The sequence below is a fragment of the Streptomyces sp. NPDC048172 genome, assembly GCF_043202595.1.
Classification (GTDB): domain Bacteria; phylum Actinomycetota; class Actinomycetes; order Streptomycetales; family Streptomycetaceae; genus Streptomyces.
On sequence record NZ_JBIDAT010000009.1, the window covers coordinates 70,152 to 89,799 of the forward strand.

16 protein-coding genes are annotated in these 19,648 nt (G+C 73.0%); 6 read left to right on the forward strand and 10 right to left on the reverse strand.

Going from position 1 to position 19,648, the window contains the following annotated elements; genetic code table 11:
• Positions 1 to 432 precede the first annotated feature (432 nt).
• Both ACGF3A_RS34210 and ACGF3A_RS34215 read right to left on the reverse strand, forming a co-directional pair.
• Positions 433 to 1,485, reverse strand: coding sequence for a 2,3-butanediol dehydrogenase (locus ACGF3A_RS34210; protein ID WP_393734335.1), 1,053 nt, complete (start codon positions 1,483 to 1,485; stop codon positions 433 to 435).
• Positions 1,486 to 1,685: 200 nt separating this feature from the next.
• Entirely contained in the window at positions 1,686 to 2,360 is a 675-nt protein-coding gene (locus ACGF3A_RS34215) for a FadR/GntR family transcriptional regulator (protein WP_393734336.1), read from the reverse strand.
• 22 nt (positions 2,361 to 2,382) lie between these two features.
• Here ACGF3A_RS34215 and ACGF3A_RS34220 point away from each other — a divergent pair, with 22 nt between their 5' ends.
• The gene (locus ACGF3A_RS34220) at positions 2,383 to 3,696 is read left to right on the forward strand and encodes a CynX/NimT family MFS transporter (protein ID WP_393734337.1); all 1,314 of its coding nucleotides are present in this window, start codon (positions 2,383 to 2,385) and stop codon (positions 3,694 to 3,696) included.
• A 35-nt stretch (positions 3,697 to 3,731) separates the two neighbouring features.
• On the opposite strand, the gene ACGF3A_RS34225 is transcribed toward ACGF3A_RS34220, so the two are convergent.
• Complete coding sequence (locus tag ACGF3A_RS34225) at positions 3,732 to 4,235, reverse strand: Lrp/AsnC family transcriptional regulator (RefSeq protein WP_393734338.1); 504 nt, start codon at positions 4,233 to 4,235, stop codon at positions 3,732 to 3,734.
• 63 nt (positions 4,236 to 4,298) lie between these two features.
• Here ACGF3A_RS34225 and ACGF3A_RS34230 point away from each other — a divergent pair, with 63 nt between their 5' ends.
• A complete protein-coding gene (locus tag ACGF3A_RS34230; RefSeq protein WP_393734339.1) occupies positions 4,299 to 5,219 on the forward strand; it encodes a DMT family transporter in 921 nt (306 codons plus the stop codon).
• Positions 5,216 to 6,196 carry an aldo/keto reductase gene (locus tag ACGF3A_RS34235; RefSeq protein ID WP_393734340.1) on the forward strand — a complete coding sequence of 327 codons (981 nt, stop codon included), beginning with the start codon at positions 5,216 to 5,218 and terminating at the stop codon, positions 6,194 to 6,196. Before ACGF3A_RS34230 ends, ACGF3A_RS34235 begins: the two co-directional genes overlap by 4 nt.
• On the opposite strand, the gene ACGF3A_RS34240 is transcribed toward ACGF3A_RS34235, so the two are convergent.
• Positions 6,197 to 6,442 carry a hypothetical protein gene (locus ACGF3A_RS34240; RefSeq protein WP_393734341.1) on the reverse strand — a complete coding sequence of 82 codons (246 nt, stop codon included), beginning with the start codon at positions 6,440 to 6,442 and terminating at the stop codon, positions 6,197 to 6,199.
• Positions 6,443 to 6,539: 97 nt separating this feature from the next.
• Here ACGF3A_RS34240 and ACGF3A_RS34245 point away from each other — a divergent pair, with 97 nt between their 5' ends.
• The gene (locus ACGF3A_RS34245) at positions 6,540 to 6,824 is read left to right on the forward strand and encodes a putative quinol monooxygenase (RefSeq protein ID WP_393734342.1); all 285 of its coding nucleotides are present in this window, start codon (positions 6,540 to 6,542) and stop codon (positions 6,822 to 6,824) included.
• 14 nt (positions 6,825 to 6,838) lie between these two features.
• On the opposite strand, the gene ACGF3A_RS34250 is transcribed toward ACGF3A_RS34245, so the two are convergent.
• Positions 6,839 to 7,411: a helix-turn-helix domain-containing protein gene (locus tag ACGF3A_RS34250; RefSeq protein ID WP_393734343.1), complete on the reverse strand. Its 573-nt coding sequence runs from the start codon at positions 7,409 to 7,411 to the stop codon at positions 6,839 to 6,841.
• A gap of 96 nt (positions 7,412 to 7,507) precedes the next feature.
• On the opposite strand from ACGF3A_RS34250, the gene ACGF3A_RS34255 reads away from it, so the two are divergent.
• Together ACGF3A_RS34255 and ACGF3A_RS34260 are read left to right on the forward strand one after the other, a co-directional pair.
• Positions 7,508 to 8,563 (forward strand): alpha/beta fold hydrolase, encoded by a 1,056-nt coding sequence (locus tag ACGF3A_RS34255; RefSeq protein WP_393734344.1) that lies wholly within the window; start codon positions 7,508 to 7,510, stop codon positions 8,561 to 8,563.
• Between the two features lie 134 nt (positions 8,564 to 8,697).
• The gene (locus ACGF3A_RS34260) at positions 8,698 to 10,965 is read left to right on the forward strand and encodes an MMPL family transporter (RefSeq protein WP_393734345.1); all 2,268 of its coding nucleotides are present in this window, start codon (positions 8,698 to 8,700) and stop codon (positions 10,963 to 10,965) included.
• 51 nt (positions 10,966 to 11,016) lie between these two features.
• Here ACGF3A_RS34260 and ACGF3A_RS34265 read toward each other — a convergent pair whose 3' ends face one another.
• The 5 genes from ACGF3A_RS34265 to ACGF3A_RS34285 all read right to left on the reverse strand — a co-directional run bounded on the left by ACGF3A_RS34265 (position 11,017) and on the right by ACGF3A_RS34285 (position 19,407).
• A complete protein-coding gene (locus ACGF3A_RS34265) occupies positions 11,017 to 12,192 on the reverse strand; it encodes a CaiB/BaiF CoA transferase family protein (RefSeq protein WP_393734346.1) in 1,176 nt (391 codons plus the stop codon).
• A 36-nt stretch (positions 12,193 to 12,228) separates the two neighbouring features.
• On the reverse strand, positions 12,229 to 15,519 hold the full coding sequence (locus tag ACGF3A_RS34270) for a lantibiotic dehydratase (protein WP_393734347.1): 3,291 nt from the start codon (positions 15,517 to 15,519) through the stop codon (positions 12,229 to 12,231).
• Entirely contained in the window at positions 15,516 to 16,877 is a 1,362-nt protein-coding gene (locus ACGF3A_RS34275) for a lanthionine synthetase C family protein (protein ID WP_393734348.1), read from the reverse strand. The genes ACGF3A_RS34270 and ACGF3A_RS34275 overlap by 4 nt, the downstream gene beginning before the upstream one ends.
• A 144-nt stretch (positions 16,878 to 17,021) precedes the next feature.
• Positions 17,022 to 17,174, reverse strand: coding sequence for a hypothetical protein (locus tag ACGF3A_RS34280; RefSeq protein ID WP_393734349.1), 153 nt, complete (start codon positions 17,172 to 17,174; stop codon positions 17,022 to 17,024).
• A 247-nt stretch (positions 17,175 to 17,421) separates the two neighbouring features.
• Positions 17,422 to 19,407 (reverse strand): ATP-binding cassette domain-containing protein, encoded by a 1,986-nt coding sequence (locus ACGF3A_RS34285; protein WP_393734351.1) that lies wholly within the window; start codon positions 19,405 to 19,407, stop codon positions 17,422 to 17,424.
• Between the last annotated feature and the right edge of the window lie 241 nt (positions 19,408 to 19,648).

Consider the following 19,648-nt stretch of genomic DNA (forward strand, 5'->3'; position numbering starts at 1 on the left):
GACGGCCAGCGGCCGGAGGCGATCAGCCACCGGAGACGGCCAACCGCCGAAGGCGATCAGCCACCGCAGGCGGTCAACGACCGCAGGCGGCCCGCCACCGGGGACGGCCACCCACCAGACACGGTCCGCCACCGGAGGCAGCCAGCCACCCGAGACGGTCCACCCCCGGAGACGGTCCAGCCACCCGAGACGGCCAACCGCCGAAGGCGATCAGCTGCCGCAGGCGGTCAACGACCGCAGGCGGCCAACCACCAGAGACGGACCACCGCCGAAGGCGACCAACCACGAGGAACGGCCAGCCACCAGAGGCCGTCAGCCACCGCAGGCGGCCAGCGGCCGGGGGAACGGCCAACTGCCGCAGGCGGCCGGCGGCCGGAGGCGATCAGCCACCGGAGACGGCCAGCCGTCGGAAATGGTCAGCCGCCGGGGCCCTCAGGTGAGTTGGAGGAGGATCTTTCCGCCGACGCCGCCTCGCAGCGAGTGGAGCGCGGTGACGACGTCGTCCAGTGGTAGCTCCCGCACCCAGCCGGTGGTGTCGTAGACGCCGTCGGCCATGGCGGCGATGACCTCGTCGAATTCCTCGGGGCGGTATCCGACCGCGCCGACGATCTCCGTCTCGCCCATCATGAGCTGCGTGGGCTGGAAGTCCATCGACTGTTCGTGCAGCGCGACCACCACCAGGCGGCCGCCGGGGGCAAGGGCCGCCAGGGCTGAGGTGACCGCCGGTCCCGCGCCCGCCGCGTCCACCGCGACGTCCACGCCTTCGCCGCCGGTGAGCGAGGCGACGGCGGCCGCGAGGTCCTCGTTCACCGGGTCGACGACCCGTGCGCCCAGCGCGGCGAGGGTCGCGCGGCGGTCCGCGCTCGGCTCGGAGACCAGCACCTTCTCCACGCCACGGGCCTTGAGCGCGAACCAGGCGCCGATGCCGATGGGCCCGGCGCCCGCGACGAGGGCGGAGCCGCCCGGCTCGACGCCACCGCGCGCGACGGCGTGCCAGGCCACCGCCATCGGCTCCACGAGGGCCCCCATCCGCAGGTCCACCCCGTCCGGCAGCACATGCAGCTTCGACGCGTCGAGCGTGGTGTACGCGGAGAGGCCGCCGCCCTCCACGTTCGACCCGAGCGCGCCCATCAGCCGGCAGGAGAACGGCAGGCCCTCGCGGCAGGCGGCGCACTCCCCGCAGGAGACCGCCAGTGGATAGACGGCGCCGCGGTCGCCGACCCGGACGTCTGTCACGCCCTCGCCGACCTCCACGACGGTGCCGGAGAACTCATGGCCGAGGATCTGCGGCAGCGTGGCACCGGTCAGCGGGTGCGGCTCGTCCAGGGAGAACGGCAGCGACTCGGGGTGGAAGAAGAAGTGGAGGTCGGAGCCGCAGATACCGGCGAAGGCGTTGCGCAGTTTCACCTGCCCGGGCCCGGGGCTGGGCTCCGGCACCTCTTCGATACGGAGGTCTTCCCTGGCGTGGAAGCGGGCAGCTCGCATTCTTCTTCTCCTTCTCCGAGGAAAACGGAAGGCGAACGCGGCGCCTGAGCCTGCGCCTGTGCCTGTCCTCGGATGTCCTTCGTTCTTCACCGCACGACCGCGATATCCGCTTGATCGTCGCGTCCCCCCGGCCGTACGGACCACCGCCAGCCGCGGCGGATTCCGGGGACGCGGCCCGCCAATCGCGCGCGGCCGGCCGGTCAGTCCCGGGGCGGGCCCGGCGTGTACGACGCGGCCTCGGCCTCCGCCTCCTCGGGGGCCGAGGCGCGGATCGCGTCGCGCAGGCGGGCGTGGTCCATGTACTGCCCGGGCGGCAGGGACGCGTCGTCGAAGTGGCTGCGCAGCGAGGCCCGTACGACCTGGGCGAGGTCCGCGTAGAGCCCCGCCAGCACCTCGTTGTGGGAGGCGGCGACGACCGCGAGGTGGAATCCCGCGTCCGCGTCCACGAACGCGTCGCGGTCGCCGGACTCCCAGGCGCGCTCCCGCCGCTCCAACGCCTCGTCGAGCCTGCGCAGGTCCTCTTCCGTACGGCGCTCCGCCGCCAGCCGCGCGGCGGTGGCCTCCAGCGCGCCCCGCACCTCGATCACGTCGCGCTGCCCGGCCGCCTCGAAGCGGCGCCGCATCACCTCGGCCAGCTCGCTGGTCGCCGCGACGTAGGTGCCCGAGCCGTGGCGGATGTCGAGCAGACCGTTGTGCGCGAGCGCCCGCACGGCCTCGCGCACCGTGTTGCGGGCCACGCCCAACTGGCGCACCAGCTCGGGCTCGGTGGGGATGCGGGAGCCCACCGGCCAGGCCCCCGAGGTGATCTGCTGCCGCAGCCGCGCGACCACCCCGTCGAAGAGCCCGCTCGGCCGCGGGACTGGACGGAGACTCATCCCATGATTATACGATGCGGGGGTGTCCCGTGAGGAAGTGTCCGGTGAGGCGGCGTCCGGTGAGGGCCTGGCGGCCCAGTACCCGGCGGAGGCGCGGCAGTTCGGGGTCCACGCCCCCGGCGGCCGGGTGCGCCTGCTCGCGCCCGTGGCCCTGATGCTGGCCGCGCTGAACCTGCGGCCCGCCGTCACCAGCGTCGGCCCCGTGCTCGAAGAGGCCCGCGCCGACCTGGGGATGAGCGCCACCACCGCGGGGCTGCTGACCTCCCTGCCCGCGGTCTGCTTCGCGCTCGTCGGCTTCTCGGCCTCGCGCCTGGCGCACCGCTTCGGGCCCGACGCCGTGCTGACGGCCGCCATGGTCACGCTCGCGGCCGGGCTGGCCCTGCGCCCGCTGCCGGGGAGCGGCGCGCTCTTCCTCGCCCTGAGTGCCGTCGCGCTCGCCGGGGTCGCGCTGGCCAACGTGCTGCTCCCCGCCGTCGTCAAGCGGCGGTTCCCGGACCGGGTCGGCGCGATGACCGGCTTCTACTCGATGGCGCTCAACGCGGGCGCCTCCACAGCCGCCGCCGTCACCGTCCCGCTCTCCGGCGCACTCGGCGGCGCCCTCGGCGGCGACTGGCGGGGCGGCCTGGGGATCTGGTCGCTGCTCGCGCTCGTCGCCGTACCACCCTGGCTCGCCCTCGCGCGCGACCGTACGGGCGGAGTGGGCGAGGCACCGCCAACTGCCGCCTCAGCGCCCACGACATCCGCCACCGCCACCGCCACCGCGCGTACGCGCCTCTCCCGCAGCCCGACCGCCTGGGCGCTCGCCGTGTACTTCGGGCTGCAGGCCACCGCCGCGTACGTCGTCATCGGCTGGCTGCCGCAGATCTTCCGCGACGCCGGGCTCTCCGCCGGGACCGCGGGCCTGCTCTTCGCCGTGACCTCGGTGCTCGGCATCCCCCTCTCCTTCGCGCTGGCGGCCGTCGCCGGGCGGCTGCGCGACCAGGGCGGGATCGCGGTGACGATCGGGCTGTTCGGCCTCGCCGGGTACGCGGGGCTGTGGGCGGCGCCCGCCTCCGCTCCGTGGCTGTGGGCGTGTCTGCTCGGGGTCGCCAACTGCTCGTTCCCGCTGGCGCTCACGATGATCGGGATGCGCGGCAGGGACAGCGCGACCGTGGTGCGGCTGTCGGCGTTCGCGCAGAGCACCGGCTATCTGCTGTCGATCCCCGGGCCGGTCCTGGTCGGCGCGCTCTACGAGCACAGCGGCGGCTGGCGGGCCCCGCTGGTCCTCATGGCGCTGCTGATGCTGGCGCAGCTCGCGGCCGGTCTCCTCGCGGGGCGCGACCGCCGGATCGGCTGAGCGAGGGCCGCGCGGGCCGCGAGGGCCGTGAGGGCCTACCGGTGGGAGAGCGACACCGGGAGCGGGCGCGGCGGCACCGGGGTCGAGACGACGATCGACGTCGTCGTACGGCCGAAGAGCAGGAACGCGTCGAGGATCCCCTCCAGGTCCTCGATCGACGGCGCGTGGACCTTGAGGTGGAAGCAGTCCTCGCCGGTGATCCGGTGGCACTCGACGACCTGCGGGGTGTCGACGGCGGCCTTCGCGACGTTCGGCAGCTGGCCGGGGCCCGGGGAGACGCGGACGAGCGCCGTCACCGGCATGCCGAGCGCGGCGGGGTCCACCTCCATCCGGTAGCCGGTGATGACGCCGAGCCGCTCCAGGCGCTGCACCCGCTCGGTGACGGCGGGCGCCGACATCCCGACGCGGCGGGCCAGCTCCGACATGGACAGCCGCGGGTCGTCGTGGAGCTCGCCGAGGAGGCGCACGTTGACGGCGTCGAGGAGCCTGGTTCGTTCGCTGTAGGTCTTCTGGTCGTTCGGCCTTGATTCTCCAGGCATCCCGCGCCCCCGGGCTTCAAACAGACATTCAGTTCGGCTGCTGTGGCCTGCAAGATACCCCTCATGACCCGCACTGCGACGGTCCCGGTCCCGGCCTCCTCGGTCCCGGCGCCGGTTCTCTTCGGGGTCAGCGCGGTCTTCCACTATGTCGGCCCGGCGCTGGCCGTGCTGCTCTTCGCCCACCTGGACGTGCTCGGGGTCGCCTGGCTCAGGATCGCCGGGGCGGCCGTCGTCCTCGCGCTGTGGCGCAGGCCGTGGCGGACGAGGGTACGGCCCGCGCGGGGGCAGTGGCGGGACCTGGCCGGGCTCGGGCTGGTGCTGGCCGCGATGAACTCGGTGTTCTACCTGGCCGTGGCGCGGCTCCCGCTCTCCACGGTCGCCGCGATCGAGTTCCTCGGCGTCATCGGACTGGCCGCGGCGGGCGCCCGTACGGTCCGGAACGTCCTGGCGCTCTGCCTCGCCGTCGGCGGCGTGCTCGTCCTGACCGACATCAGGCTCACCGGGGAACCGCTGGGGTTCGGCTACGCGTTCGCGAACTCCGCGCTGTTCGTGCTGTACGTGGTGCTCGGCCACCGCGCCGCGAACGCCGCCCCCGCCCCGGGGGTACGGGGTCGGCCGGGCGGCATCGACCGGCTCGCCGTCGCCATGGTCTGCGCGGCGCTCGTCGCGACCCCGGCCGGGATCGGGCAGGCGTGGCAGGCGTTCACGCACCCGGTCTGGCTGCTGGCCGGTGTCGGCGTGGGCCTGTGCTCCTCCGTCATCCCCTATGTGGCGGACCAGTTGGCCATGGCCCGGCTGCGCCGCTCCACGTTCGCCCTCATGCTCACCATCCTGCCCGCGACCGCCACCGCCGTGGGGCTGATCGTGCTCGCCCAGCGCCCCACCGTCCCGGACCTGGCGGGCATCGCGCTGGTCGCCGCGGGCATCGCGGTCCATCAGCAGGCGCGGCCCCAGGCACGCACGCCCCGGAAGGAACCGTCATGAAGTACACCAGGCTCGGCTCGACAGGGCTGAAGGTCTCGCGGATCTGCCTCGGCATGATGAGCTACGGCGATCCCGCGCAGTGGGCGTGGCTGCTGGACGAGAAGGCCGCCGAACCCTTCGTACGGCGGGCGGCGGAGGCCGGGGTGACGTTCTTCGACACCGCCGACTCGTACTCGGACGGGGTGAGCGAGGAGATCACCGGGCGGCTGCTCCGCGCCGCCTTCCCCCGCCGTGACGACTACGTGCTCGCCACCAAGGTCTACTTCCCGGTGGGCGACGGGCCCAACGACAGCGGCCTGTCGCGCAAGCACATCCTCTCCAGCATCGACGGCTCGCTCCGGCGCCTGGGCACCGACCATGTGGACCTCTACCAGATCCACCGGTGGGACCACGAGACCCCGATCGAGGAGACGATGGAGGCCCTGCACGACGTCGTACGCTCCGGCAAGGCCCGCTACATCGGCGCGTCCAGCATGTACGCCTGGCAGTTCGCCAAGGCCCAGCACGTCGCGGAGCGGCACGGCTGGACGCCGTTCGTGTCAATGCAGAACCACTACAACCTGGCCTACCGCGAGGAGGAGCGCGAGATGATCCCGCTCTGCCTCGACCAGGGCGTGGGCTGCGTCCCCTGGAGCCCGCTGGCGCGCGGGCTCCTCACCGGCTCCCGCGAGCGCGGCGGCGCGCGGTCAACGGCCCGCTCGGACAGCGACGAGATCGCCGAGGAGATGTACACCGACGCCGACTTCGACGTCGTCGACGCGGTGCGCGAGGTCGCCGCCGCCCGCGGACTGCCGCCCGCGCGGATCGCCCTGGCCTGGCTCCTCGGCAGACCGGCCGTGAGCGCCCCGATCGTGGGCGCGACCAAGCTCTCCCACCTGGCCGACGCCATCGCCGCCATCGACGTCCCCCTCACCCCGGAGGAGACCACCCACCTCGAAGCCCCGTACCGACCACACCCGGTGCTCGGCCACTCCTGATCACGTGCCCTGATACGGCGGGATCCACTGCAGGTTCCGCTGGACGTACGAGGCCATGCGGCCCTCCAGGCGCAGGTGGAGCTGGGTGTGGCCGCACGCCGCGCAGACGTAGGCGTCGAAGACGGGCTGTTTGCCGAGGAGAGAGCCCGACTGCCGCAGCGCGCCCTGCGCCGTGTACTCGCCGCGGAACACCTCGTGCGCGCCGCACACGGTGCAATGTCCGTATCGCATGTCCCCGTTGGTCATGGGCGACAGCGTAGGTGGTGTCTGCTCGCACCGATGAGTTCCGCGTGCCGTCGTGGTCGGTCTCCTCGACCGGTCCCCGACGCGAGGAGCAGCACACATGATCGTCATCGCCGGAACGCTGCGGGTGGAAGCCGCGGAGCGCGACGCCTATCTGAGCGGATGCGCCGAGGTGATCGAGCAGGCCCGGGCCGCCGCCGGGTGCCTGGACTTCGCGCTGTCGCCTGACCCGGTCGAGCCGGGGCGGATCAATGTGTACGAGCGGTGGGAGTCCGACGAGGTGCTCGCGCGCTTCCGCGGCGAGGGCCCGGAGGCCGAGCAGACGGCCCGAGTCCTCGACGCGGAGGTGAGCAAGTACCGGATCTCGGCCGTCGAGGCTCCCTAGGAACGGCGGGGGGCTCAGACGTCCGTGATGTGGACGCGTTCGCCCTGCTGGCCGTAGATGGCGAGCGTCTCCGCGGGCATGTCGTCCCGGGCGTTGCCGATCCAGTGGGCCGCGTTGGTGTCGAACTCCGCGGCCTCGCCCGCCTTCAGCTCCGTCCGGGTGCCGGTGAGCACGAGTTGGACGGTGCCCTGGAGCACGTAGAGCCACTCCCGGCCGGGGTGCGTGTGGAACGTGGGCGGCGGGAGCTGGGAGACGGGCGGGTAGATCACCTTGTACGCCTGGAGGCCGCCCGTCTTCAGGCCCAGCGGCACGAAGGTCAGGCCGTGCTTGCGGAACGGGCGCAGGTGGACGCGCGGGTCGCCGGTGGCCGGTGCGGCGACGAGTTCGTCGAGCGGCACCGCGTAGGCGCGGGCGAGCGGCAGGAGCTGCTCCAGCGTGGGCCGGATCAGCCCCCGTTCGAGCCGGGAGACGGTGCTCGGCGTGATTCCCGTGCGCTCCGCCAGGTCGGCGAGGGTGATGCCGAGGGCCTTGCGGAAGCCGCGCAGCCTCGGGCCGACGTTCTCCAGCACCGCGTCGTCGTCGGTCACTTATCGGCTCCTTCACCTCGGGCCCCCGCGTCAGGGTGATTTGCAATCCTGCAAAAAATGAGACGGGTTCGCAAGGAACCCGCTCAGGATGGCGCCATGACACCGACCCGCAGCCACACCCCCCTCTCCCGTCGCCGCCTCCTCCTCGGAACCGGCGCTCTCTCCCTCTCCCTCGCCGTGGGCGGCACCGTCGGGTGGAGCACGCTCGACGGCGCCGCCGCGACGCCCGCCCCGACCGCCGCGCACTCCTCCTCGTACGACGCAGCGACCCGGCACGACGCGGCGTTCAACGCGACGTTCAAGCACAGGTTCGCGACGGTGCGCGGCGTGCGCATGCACTACGTCACGGGCGGCAGCGGCCCGGCGCTGGTGCTGCTGCACGGCTGGCCGCAGACCTGGTACGAGTGGCGGAAGATCATGCCGAAGCTCGCCCGGCACCACACCGTCTACGCCCTCGACCTGCCCGGACTCGGTGACAGCCAGGGCAGCCCGTCGAGCTTCGACAAGAAGACCCTCGCGCGCTACGTCCACGGCCTGTTGCGCGACCGGATCGGGCTGGACCGCTTCGACCTGGTGGCGCACGACCTCGGCGCCGGGGTCGGCTTCCAGTACGCCGCGCAGTACCCGCGCCAGGTGACCTCCTATGTGCACATGGACTATCCGCTCCCCGGCCCGGCGCTCCCGGCCGACCGGTACCGGACGTTCTCCTGGCACATGGCCTTCAACAGCCAGCAGGGCATCCCCGAGAAGCTCGTCGACGGCAGGGGCGACGTGCGCGACTACATCACGGCCTTCTCCACCCAGGTCGCCCACGGCGGCTCGGCGTTCGGCGGTACGAGGACCGAGCCGCCCTTCTCCCGCGCCGAGACCGCCGAGTACGCCCGTACGTACAGCCGCCCGGACGTCCTGCGGGCCGGGTTCGAGCTCTACCGGAACCTGGACGAGGACGAGCGCGACAACACCGCGGCCGCCCGCCCGGAGACCCCCACGCTGCTGCTGACGGCGACCGGTTCGCTCGCCTCCACCAAGCCGACCCTGAAGCCGCTGCTGCCCAAGGTGGTCCGCGCCGTGGAGATCCCCGAGTCGGGGCACTGGCTGGCGGAGGAGAACCCCCGGGCCGTGGCGCGGGAGATCCTCGCGTTCACCCGTTAAAAAAATCTCACACTGCTCAACTCCTTCGCACACCGCTAACGTCGGCGACGGCGAAGAGGAGGAGGAGCGAGGCGCCGCGCTCCGGACCCATCCCGCCGTATGTCTTCCACCGCGAGTTCCAAAGGAGTAAGTGCGTGTTCGAACGCATAGCCGAGCTGGCGATCCGCCGGTCGCGGCTGGTACTGATCGTCACCGTCGTGGCCGTGGCCCTCCTCGGCGCCGTGGGCGCCACCGCCTTCACGAAGCTGCAGGCGGGCGGGTTCGACGACCCGTCCTCCGAGTCCTCGCAGGCGAGGGACGTCATCGACGAGAAGTTCGGCGGCGAGACGAACCTGGTGCTGCTGGTCCGTTCGCCCGACGGCCGCGTCGACGCCCCGGCCGCCGAACGGACCGGCAAGGCCCTGGTGTCCGACCTCAAGAAGGAGGGCGACCTGGAGAACGTGGTCGGGTACTGGGACACGAAGAGCCCCGACCTGCGCTCCAAGGACGGCCGCGAGGCCATGGTGCTCGCCCGGGTGAAGGGGAGCGAGACGGAGCAGCAGGACAACGCCAAGGGCGTCATCGACGACTACAAGGGCTCGTACAAGGACACCCTCACGGTCAAGGCCGGTGGCACCGCCGGGGTGAGCTACGAGATGGGGCCGCAGACCGGCGAGGACCTCGTCCTGGCCGAGAGCATCGCCGTACCGCTCGTCCTCCTGCTGCTCCTGGTCGTCTTCGGCACCGTGGTCTCGGCGCTGCTGCCGCTGGTCATCGCGCTCATCGCCATCGTGGGCGTCTTCGCACAGCTCGCCCTCGTCGGCGGCGTCACCGACGTCTCCATCTTCGCGATCAACCTGACCACGGCCCTCGGCCTCGGACTGGGCGTCGACTACGCCCTGTTGATGATCAACCGGTTCCGGGAGCAGCTCGCGGCGGGCGCGAGCGTCGAGGACGCCGTCCGCAGGACGATGAGCACGGCGGGCCGTACGGTCGCGTTCTCGGCCGCCACGGTGGCGGCGGCGCTCGCGGCGCTCATGGTCTTCCCGCAGTACTTCCTCCGCTCGTTCGGCTACTCCGGCGTCGGCGTCGTCCTCATCGCGGCCCTCGCGACCCTGTTCGTGATGCCCGCGCTGCTGAACGTCCTGGGGCACCGGATCGACAAGGGGCGGATGCCGTGGGCCAAGCGGGGCCGCGCGGGATCCGGCGCCTCCGGCGCGTCCGCCGCGTCCGCCGACGCGGGCGCGTCCGGCTGGGGGCGGCTCGCCCGTACGGTCATGCGGCGGCCCGCGCTCACCGCGCTGCCCGTGCTGGCGGTCCTGGTGGCCGCGGCGAGCCCGCTGCTGGGCATCACCTTCGGCACGGCCGACGAGCGCGTGCTGCCCGAGAGCGCCGAGAGCCGCCAGGTCTCGACGTCCCTGCGGGAGAACTTCGACGGCAACGACGCCGCGGCCCTGCACCTCGTCATCGACGAGCGCGTGGAGAAGGAGCCGCTGACCTCGTACGCGGCCCAACTGTCCAGCCTCCGGGGCGTCGTCCGCGTCGAGACGAGCGTCGGGGTCTACGCCAAGGGGCAGGCCAAGCCGTCGGCCCCCGGCAACGCGACGCTCGGCCGCCCCGGCGCGCAGCAGCTCAACGTGGTGAGCGGCCTGACGCCGAAGTCGGACGCGGCCAAGGACCTGGTCGACGACGTCAGGGCGGCCGCGCCGCCCGCCGGGACCCACCCGCTGGTCGGCGGGGGCGACGCCGAACTGGTCGACTCCAACAGCTCCATCGGCGACAAGCTCCCGCTCGCCGCGGGCCTGATCATCGTCACCACCTTCGTGCTGCTCTTCCTCTTCACCGGCAGCGTCGTCCAGCCGCTGCGTGCCCTGGTCCTCAACATCATCAGCCTGGGCGCGACGATCGGCGTCATGACCTGGATCTTCCAGGACGGCAACCTCTCCGGCCTCCTCGGCTTCACCCCGCAGCCGATGGAGACGTCGATGACGGTGCTGATGTTCTGCGTCGCCTTCGGCCTCTCCATGGACTACGAGGTCTTCGTCACCAGCCGCATCAAGGAGCTCCACGAACTGGGCGAGGACAACGAGTCCGCCGTCGTGAACGGCCTCGGGCACACCGGGCGCATCGTCAGCGCCGCGGCCGTCCTGCTCGCGGTGAGCTTCTTCGCCTTCGGCGCCGCCGAGATCAGCTTCATGAAGCTGTTCGGCCTCGGCAGCGGCCTGGCCATCCTCATCGACGCCCTCGCCGTGCGCGGCGTCCTCGTCCCGGCCGCGATGCGCCTCCTGGGCCGCACCGCCTGGTACGCGCCGGGTCCCCTCCGCCGCTTCCACAACCGCTTCGGCCTCAGCGAGGACGCCCCGGCCGCCAAGCCGGAGCCCGTGCCGGAACCCCCGTACGAGAGGGACTCGGCGGGCGTCTGACCCCGCTCCCCCGCCGCCGCGTCCCGCCCGTCCGGGTGGGGCGCGGCGTCCTCATGCGACGCCCTGTGCCACCAGCGTGTCGATCTCGCCGTCCGTGAGCCCCAGTTCGCCGAGGATCGCCCGGGTGTGCTCGCCGAGCGCGGGGACCGGGTCCATGCGGGGCGCTTCGGTGACCGGTCCCGGCGGGGCCAGCGACGGTACGGGGCCCGCCGGGGTCCCGACCTCGTGCCAGCGGCCGCGCGCGGCGAGCTGCGGGTGGTGCCAGACCTCGTCGAGCGTGTTGACCCGCGCGCTGGCGACGGGGACGGCGGCGAGCAGCTCGACGGCCTCGGTGCCCGTCAGCTCGGCGAAGCGCCCGGAGACGATCTCGCCGAGGGCCTCGCGGTGCGCGTCGCGGGCCGCGTTGCTCGCGTAGTCCGGGTGGTCGGCCAGCTCGGCCCGGCCGAGGAAACGGTCGCAGAACGCCGCCCACTCGCGCTCGTTCTGGACGCACATCATGACGACCTTGCCGTCCCCGGCGACGAACGGGCCGTACGGGTAGATGGTCGCGTGCGCGGCACCGGCGCGGGGCGGGGGCTCGGCGCCGTCGTAGGTGTAGTGGAGGGGGAAGCCCATCCACTCGACGGTGGCCTCCAGCATCGACACGTCGACATGGCTGCCCCTGCCCGTCCTGCCGCGTTCGAGGAGCGCGGCGAGGACCGAGCTGGCGGCGTGGGCACCGGCGGCGATGTCGGAGACGGGGATCCCGGCCTTCGCCATCTCCTCGGCCGTGCCGGTGACCGAGAGCAGGCCCGACTCGCTCTGGACCATCAGGTCGTAGGCCTTCCGGTCGGCGTACGGGCCGTCGGCGCCGTAGCCGGAGATGTCGCAGACGATCAGCCGGGGGTGCTCCTCCCGCAGCGCCTCGAAGCCGAGCCCGGCGCGGGCGGCGGAGCCGGGGGCCAGGTTCTGCACGAACACGTCGGCACCGGCGAGGAGTCCGCGCAGCGCGTCCATGCCGCGCGGGTCCTTGATGTCGAGCGTCAGGGACTCCTTGTTGCGGTTGACCCAGACGAAGTGGGAGCTGAGGCCGTTCACCCGCGTGTCGTAGGCGCGGGCGAAGTCACCGGTGCCGGGCCGCTCCACCTTGATCACACGGGCGCCGAGGTCGGCGAGCTGGCGCGTGGCGTACGGGGCGGCGATGGCCTGTTCGAGCGAGACGACGGTGAGACCGCTGAGGGGACGCATGTCGTCCATTCTTTCCCCCGGCCGGGACGGCTCGGCTCAGCAGGAGGCGGCGGCGTGTGCCGCGCGGTCCAGGAGGCGGCGCCACACTCCGTTGGCCATGGCCTCGTCGGTGGGGCGCAGGCCCAGGCGGTTGGCGTGCATGTGGAGCAGGCTCAGCACGATGTTCTCGCGCTCGTCCTGGAGTTCGCCGGTGCGCTCCAGCGCGTCCATCCGCCCGGTGAGCCGCTCGGCGGCCGGACGCCAGGTGGCGGCGGCCTGGTCGAGCAGCGCGCGCACCGGCCCGTCCTCGGTACGGGCGGTCCACAGGGCGCGTCCCGCGGTGCGGTGGAGGCCGCCGCCCGCGTTCTTCTGCGCCGCGAGGCGGGCGAGGGCGTGCCGCGCCCCGCCGTCGGGGATCAGGCAGGCGCAGAGCCGGTCGAGGGTGAGGGCCCCGAGCGCCGCGCGCTCCTCGGCCGCGTCCAGGCCCAGGTCCGGCAGGCCGGTCCCGTTCTCCCGCAGGTGCCGGAGGAGTCGGACGACGGCCGCGCTGTCCTGCCGGAACCACTCCTCCACGTCGCCCATCAGTTCGGGCCCGCCGTACCGCTCGACCTCGCGCTGGTAGCTGACGTAGGTGTGGTCCGCGATGTGCCCGCCCCTGGCCAGGTCGTACGCCCATGACGTGACCTCGCGCAGCACGTCCGCACGCGTGGACTCCTCGGGCGCGTGGAACCGTACGCGCAGGTGGGGGGCCGGGTCGTGGTAGCGCAGGAAGAACGGCGCCGGTACGCCGTACCGTTCGGCCAGGCGCTCGGTGAGGCCCGCCAGGCCGACGCCCAGCAGGGTGTCGTGGGCGTCGGGCTCCGCGTAGAGCTTCACGGCCAGCCAGTCGCTGCCGATCCGCTTGATCCGCTCCCCGGGGTCCCCCGTGGTGGCGCGGACCGGGCGAGGCGTGAGGTGCCGGGCCACCCGGCCCGGGTCCCGGCCGTTCCGGACGAGGGGCACCACGATCTCGGAGACGTACGGCTCTCCGGCGGCGTCGCGCAGGTAGCTCTCGTCGGGCGCGGGCAGCGCCTCCTCCAGGACGACGCCTTCCTCCGGGGCCTGGTCCAGGCTGTCGCGGAGCTCGCGCAGGGAGGGGGCGCTGGTGAGGTCGAGCAGCAAGGTGTTGTCGTTGTGGGCGAGGTTGACCAGGCGGGGCACCATCCACGTCCCGGCCCAGGCGCCGACGGACTCGGCGAACGCGGCCAGGCCGTCCCCGTACGGCGCGAGGTCGCCCGGCCGGAGCCGCCACCGCGCCCGGCGCAGCACCAGGTCGCCCCGCTCGACCCGGGGCAGGAACGGCATGGTCCATCCCAGGCCTTCCCAGCTGAACGCCGAGATCGGGGCCGAGAGGGCGTGGGAGACGTCCAGCAGGAAGCGGCAGGGGTCCGGCGCCCCCGCGCGGTTGAGCATCGTGCGGTCGGTGACGTACAGCCGTCGGCCCAGGGAGCGGCTGCGCAGATAGAGCTTCCCCTCGGCCACGCCGACGAGGATGTCGTCCAGCCGGATCACGCGCTCCTCGTCCCGGCCGGGCGTCACGTTGACCGGCAGCTCCCAGGTGTGCGCGGTGGGGCGGATCAGGACGTTGATGGACCGGGACTCCTGGGGGAGGGAGGACAGCTCGGCGCAGACCGCGTCGCCCTGGCACTCCTCCTCGACGGCGGCCAGCTCCCGCAGCGACGACCGGGTCTCCTCGTCGAAGAGGTCGTGGAAACGGGAGAACGTCCGCCCGCCCATCACCACCCCCGAGGTGCCGCAGACAGCGCGCCAGCGGTCACGCGCGGGGCCCGGTGCCAGCAGGCTGAGGTAGAGGTCCAGGACGGGCAGCGGCGGGCGGCCGTCGTCCTCGGCGGCCGAGGCCGGGGCGAGTTCGTCGAGCAGCCGGTCGTCGAGCTGGACGCTCGGCTCCCGGCGGGCCAGGGCCCCGGTGATCATCCGGTGCAGCACGGCCTCCCGCGACGACACCTGCGATCCGTCCGACGGGTCCTTCGGGCCCGCGGTCTCCGGGACGACGCCGGGCAGCGGGTACGTCCGGCCCGGGGAGCTGTAGCCACGCGGCGGGCCGAGGCCCGTCTCCGGGGTCAGCGCCTCCAGCAGGGGGACCTCGGAGCGGTGGCCGTACCGCTCGGAGAAGGCGTCGGCGTACTCCTTGAGGTGCGGCGGGTAGCCGTCCTCCGCGCCCACGCGCAGGAACACGTTGACGGCGTCCTCGGCCAGTCCGGCCACGGGCCGGGGCAGGATCAGGGGTCCGTCCGGGTCCAGCGCCGAGTCGATCTGGAGGGTCGGGCCCGCGTGGCCGCCGACGGCCTCGGGCACCGGCGCGCTCGCCGCCCCGAGCAGCTCCGCCACCGGGAGTTCGCCCTGGTTGAACGCGCTGATCGCGGACTCCACGTCGTCGACCGCCCGCGCGACGGCGGGGTCGGTGACGGGCGGCAGCATCGCGCGCAGCAGCGAGCCGTCCCGGTCCGTCGCACCGGCCGGCGGGACGAGCAGCCGGGGGCGCTCGGCGGTGATGAGGACGTCGCTGTCGAGGAGACCGTCGAGGAGGGCCGCGATCCGCTCGGCACCGGCGCTCGGATAGGCCTCGGTGAGCAGCGCGGTGAGGTCGCCGAGCGTCGTCGGCGTACGGGTGCTGTCGAGCACGGTCCGTACGGGCGCGGTGAGCCGGACGCTGACGGAGCGACGGCCCTTGCGGGTGGCGCTCCCCTCCTCGTCGTGCGCGCCGTGCCTGTTGTCCTGGCCGTAGCCCTCGGCGGTGGACAGCCACGCCCGGCCGCGGGAGACATGGAGCAGGTCGTTGCGCCGCACCCGCAGCTCGCGGGGGCGCTCGGCGCCGAAGGCGAGCCGCTGCACCAGGTGCATGACCCACCCGGAGTCGGCGCGTGCGCGGGCCGTTCCGATGGCGCCCTGCCCGAGCCGCGTGTGCTGCTCCTCGCCGAACACGCCGGAGGTCACGCCCGCGAAGAGGCCGAACGGCGTCGGGCGGAAGCTCATCCGGTTCAGGTAGCGGCTGAGCCCGCGTACGGCCTTGCGCCTGTTCTTGCCGGTGAGGGTGTCGAACCGCTCGACGGCGTCGGCCAGATGGGGCGAGGCGGCGCGCACGGCGTCCGGTACGCCGGGGGTCCCCCAGAGCTTGAGGAGCTGGTCCGCGTACGCGTCCTGCCAGTCGTCCGTGCCGTCCGCGGCATCCACCACGTCCGCCACGGGCAGCGAGCCGAGCAGTTCGAGCATCGGGCGTGCGGGCAGGGCCGGAGCCCTGAGCATGAAGAAGCCGCAGGCGCGGTACGTGTCGGTGGTCTTGTCGCTCATTTCTCCCCCATGCCTGGGTCCTGCCTCGGGGTCAGGAACAGCAGCTCGTCCCACCCGGCCGCCGCGTCGGACACCGCGCCGAGCAGGGTGAGCAGGACTCCGGACGCGCCGTTCAGCAGGCCGGGGTTGTGGTCCCGCGTCCCCCACGGGTCGTAGTCGGGGAAGAGGTAGGGGTGGTCCGGGTCCGCGTACGCGCACAGCCGCGCCAGGAACTCGTCGCGCAGCCGCCACAGGTCCGGCACGCCGGTCTGTGCGGCGGCGCGGCCGTAGACGGTCACCAGCCCGGCCAGCCCGTGGCAGAGCGTGGGCGAGTTGAGGCGCTGCTCCTCGGCGGGCGTACGTTCGATGCCGAGCAGCGCCTCCACGGCGAGGTCCGTCGGCTCCGGGTCGCCGCAGGCCGCCGAGGCCGGAAGCAGGCCCGCGGCGACACCGGGCACGCCGTAGCACCACGCGCTCCTGGCCGGGATCCGCCGGGAAGCGGGGTCGGGGCGCCCGGAGTCCGGGTGGGGCAGCAGGAGGTTGGTCCACGCCGGGCGGTCGAGGCCGTCGACGCGCAGCCCGTCGAGGGTACGGGCGAGGGCGCGGACCCCCTGCCGTACGCGGCGCGACCGCTCGTCCCCGTGCGCGGCGTCGGGGCGGGAGAGGGCCGCGAGGATGCCGCCGGGGCCGTGCGCGAAGCCCAGGTTGTAGACGCCGTCGGGAAAGTCCTTCACGTACCCGGGAAGGGGCGTCGGCTCGCCGTCGGGGCCCGGGATGCTGGGGAAGTGGGAGGGCGCGCAGAACCACCGGAGCGGTCCGTCGCCGTCGTCCCGGGTCAGCTCCGCCAGGTAGTCGACGAGGCGGGCGGTGGCCTCCGCGACCGTGTCCGTCGGGGGTCCGCCGAGGACGCCGGTGGCCTTGAGGAGTGCGGCGAGCCAGCCTGCCGCGCCGCCGACGACGTCGTACTCGTGCGCGGCGACGCTGCGCGCGGCGGTGGGGAGCGGGATCGCCAGCGTCTGCTCGGCGAGCTGGTCGGTCATCGTGGCGAGCGTCGGGAGGTAGCGCGGCTCCGGACGGGCGAACTCGGTCACCGCCCAGACCACGCCCGCCGTGCCGAGGTACAGGCCGGGCGCCCGCAGGGGCTCGGCGGCGCTCATCTCGGCGGTGCGCCGCAGGTGGCGGCGGCCCGCTGTGAAGTAGCGGTCGTCGTCGAGGACTTCGGCGGCGTAGCGGAGGGCGATCGCGACGCCGGGGGCGCCGTCGGCGAGATCGGCCTTCTCCGCGGCGGCTCCGGCCGATTCCAGGAGCCGGTCGGCCACCTCGCGGGCCAGCCGCAGGACCTCGTCGTCGGTCACTTTCCCCGCGGAACGGGACTCCATGGCTGCGCCGTTCCCTCTCTCAACCTTCTCGGACTTTCTGTTCCCTCGGCGAACGACCATACGGAGGGCTCAGAGGCCCCTGTGCGGACCGCGGGGCCCTCCGCGTGGCTCGTGACGGATGTGCGTCACCTCAGGGGAGAGGTGTCAGCAGCAGCCGCTCAGGGTGTCGGTGCACAGCGAGGTGCGCGACGTCTCGCAACCGCCGTTGTTCGTGGCAGCCGCGGAGCTGGTCGAACCCGCCGCGTGACCGACGCGCAGGTCGAGGGAGAATTCGTCCTCCAGCAGGTCTTCGCTCATTTTTCTTTCCCTCCGTTTAGGGGACCGCACGGGATTCTCCGGGGCAACGGCCTTTGTGAACGCCGGATTTCCCGGAGGTTCTTGGAACGTAGTGGAGCGCCGCGATCACCGTCAACTACCGGGCCGCCCCGACTTCTTGAGAAACCCGAGGGGGGAGGCAGGAATACAAGGGAAAACTGCCCCGTGTGCATATCTGTCTTGTCCGGAATCAGAGTGATTGGTTCGGCAAATTGCCACTGAACGGTGATCAGTTGGTCCCGGACGCCGCCGGGCGCGGGCCGAGCCCGTACTGCGCCGCCTGCGCGTCGAACATGCCGCGGTAGAGCCCGTCGTCGCGCTCCATGAGCCGCTCGTGGGTGCCGTGTTCGGTGATGTGGCCGCGGTCCAGGACGTAGATGTGGTCGGCGGAGGCGGTCGCGGCGAGCCGGTGGGTGACCAGCACGACGGCGACGCCGCTGTCGGCCAGGGTCCGCAGCCGGTCGAACGCCTCGATCTCGGCGTGCGGGTCGAGCGCCGAGGTCGGCTCGTCGACCAGCAGGAACGGCGCGCCCCGGTAGAGGCTGCGCGCCGTGCCCAGCTTCTGCCACTGGCCGCCGGAGAGCTGGACGCCGCGCTCGTACCCCTTGAAGACGATGGAGTTCCAGCCATGCGGCAGGCCCTCGATCAGCTCGTCCACGTCGGCGCCGCGTGCCGCTTCCCTGACGCGCGCCATGTCCCGGGGAAGGTCGCCCGCGCCGACGGCGACGTTCGCCGCCGCCGTCATCTGCCAGTTGGGGAAGTCCTGCGTCAGCATCCCCACGGAACGGAAGACGTCGGCGCGCACGGCCTCGCGGACCTCTACGCGTTCTCCATCCGGGCCCACCCACCACACCTCGCCACCGCCCGGCAGCAGGAGCCCGCCGAGGATCTTGGCGAGGGTGGACTTGCCGGAGCCGTTCGCCCCGACGAGCGCCGTCACCTCGCCCCGCCGTACGGTCACGTCCACGCGGTGCAGCGCGGGCACCGTCGCGCCGGGGTAGGTGAAGGAGACGTCCCGCACCTGGACCTCCCGTACGGGCGAGGGCAGCGGCGTGCCGGTGCGCGGGATGGCGTGCTCGGCCGCCAGCCGGGTGGCCTCCTCGGTGTCGCCGAGCTGGAGCATCTCCTCGTACATACGGTTGACCTGCTGCACCAGCGAGGTGAGCCGTCCGGTCGAGGTGCGGATGGCGATCACGGCCGTGCCGCCCACGGCGATCGGGAGGCCGCCGCTGGTCAGCAGCCACCACAGCACCCCGTAGCAGCCCAGGGACGCCAGCCCCGAGAACGCCCCGGCGACGAGATCGGTCCGGGCCTGGGCGCGGGCCAGCCGCCGCTGCTCGGTCTCCATCAGCCCGGACATCTCCTCGTACCCGCGCAGCAGCAGCGAGCCCGCGGCGTGCGCCCGTATCTCGCCCGCGGCGTGCGGCATCGTCAGGAACTGGAGGAGGGTGACGACGGCCCGGCGGTGGTCGATCCAGTGGCGCCGCGAGATGTACTCACGGCGCGCGGAACGCACCGCTCCCCAGCCCTTGGGGAACGCGATGACCAGCAGCATCGGCAGCAACGACCAGTGCAGCGAGGCCAGCACGACGGCCGAGGCGACCATGCTGATCACGACGTTGGCGACGCCGACCGTCAGGGTGAGCATGCGCCGCGCCGAGTCCGTGCCGAACCTCCCCGCCTCCAGGTGGCGCTGGATGTCGGTGCGTTCGGTCGCCTCGACCTCCACCTGCGTCACCGCGCGGTAGTAGCGCAGCGAGACGGCCCGCTCGACCTGGGGCTCCAGCCGTCCGGACATCGCCGTCGACCAGGCCGTCAGCAGCGCCGTGCCGATGGAGACGACGGTCAGCAGGACGAGCGCGGGCAGGGACTCCTGGAGCTTGTCGCCGGTCGGGCCGTTCGCGAAGAGGCTCGCGAGCACGCCGTTGACCGCCACGAGCCCGAACGCTCCGGTCAGCCCCTGGCCGATCTGCGAGAGCACCAGTCCGGCCGTCGCGCGCGGGTCGGTCTCCCAGCCCGCGCGCATGACGACGCCCACCATGCGCGGCAGCGCGGCGGCCATCTTCCTGAAGCGCAGCCGCGCCACCGCGCCCTCGTGCTCGACGAACGCGTCGTCCCAGCGCAGCCGCCCGCCGAACAGCTCCCGCTCCACGGCCGATACGCCGTCCGCGTCCGTCGGGCCTGCGGTGGGCTCAGTGGCGCGACGTCGGGTCACGGGTGCCTCCAGTTCGGGCGCTGCGGAGGGCGCCGGAGAGGTCGTCGGAGAGTGATCGACGTCACCGTACTCGGATTCGACCCCGCCCCGTTCGCACGAACGGGGCGAAATGCCGCATGGCCCGCGAAAATTGAGACTGACGGGGAGAGGGAACGAGGGCTTCCCGAATTACTTCGGTTTTACGCAATGCAGAAACAGGAAAAGGAAGCCGTGTGCTAATGCGCGACCGGGCATCCTGGAA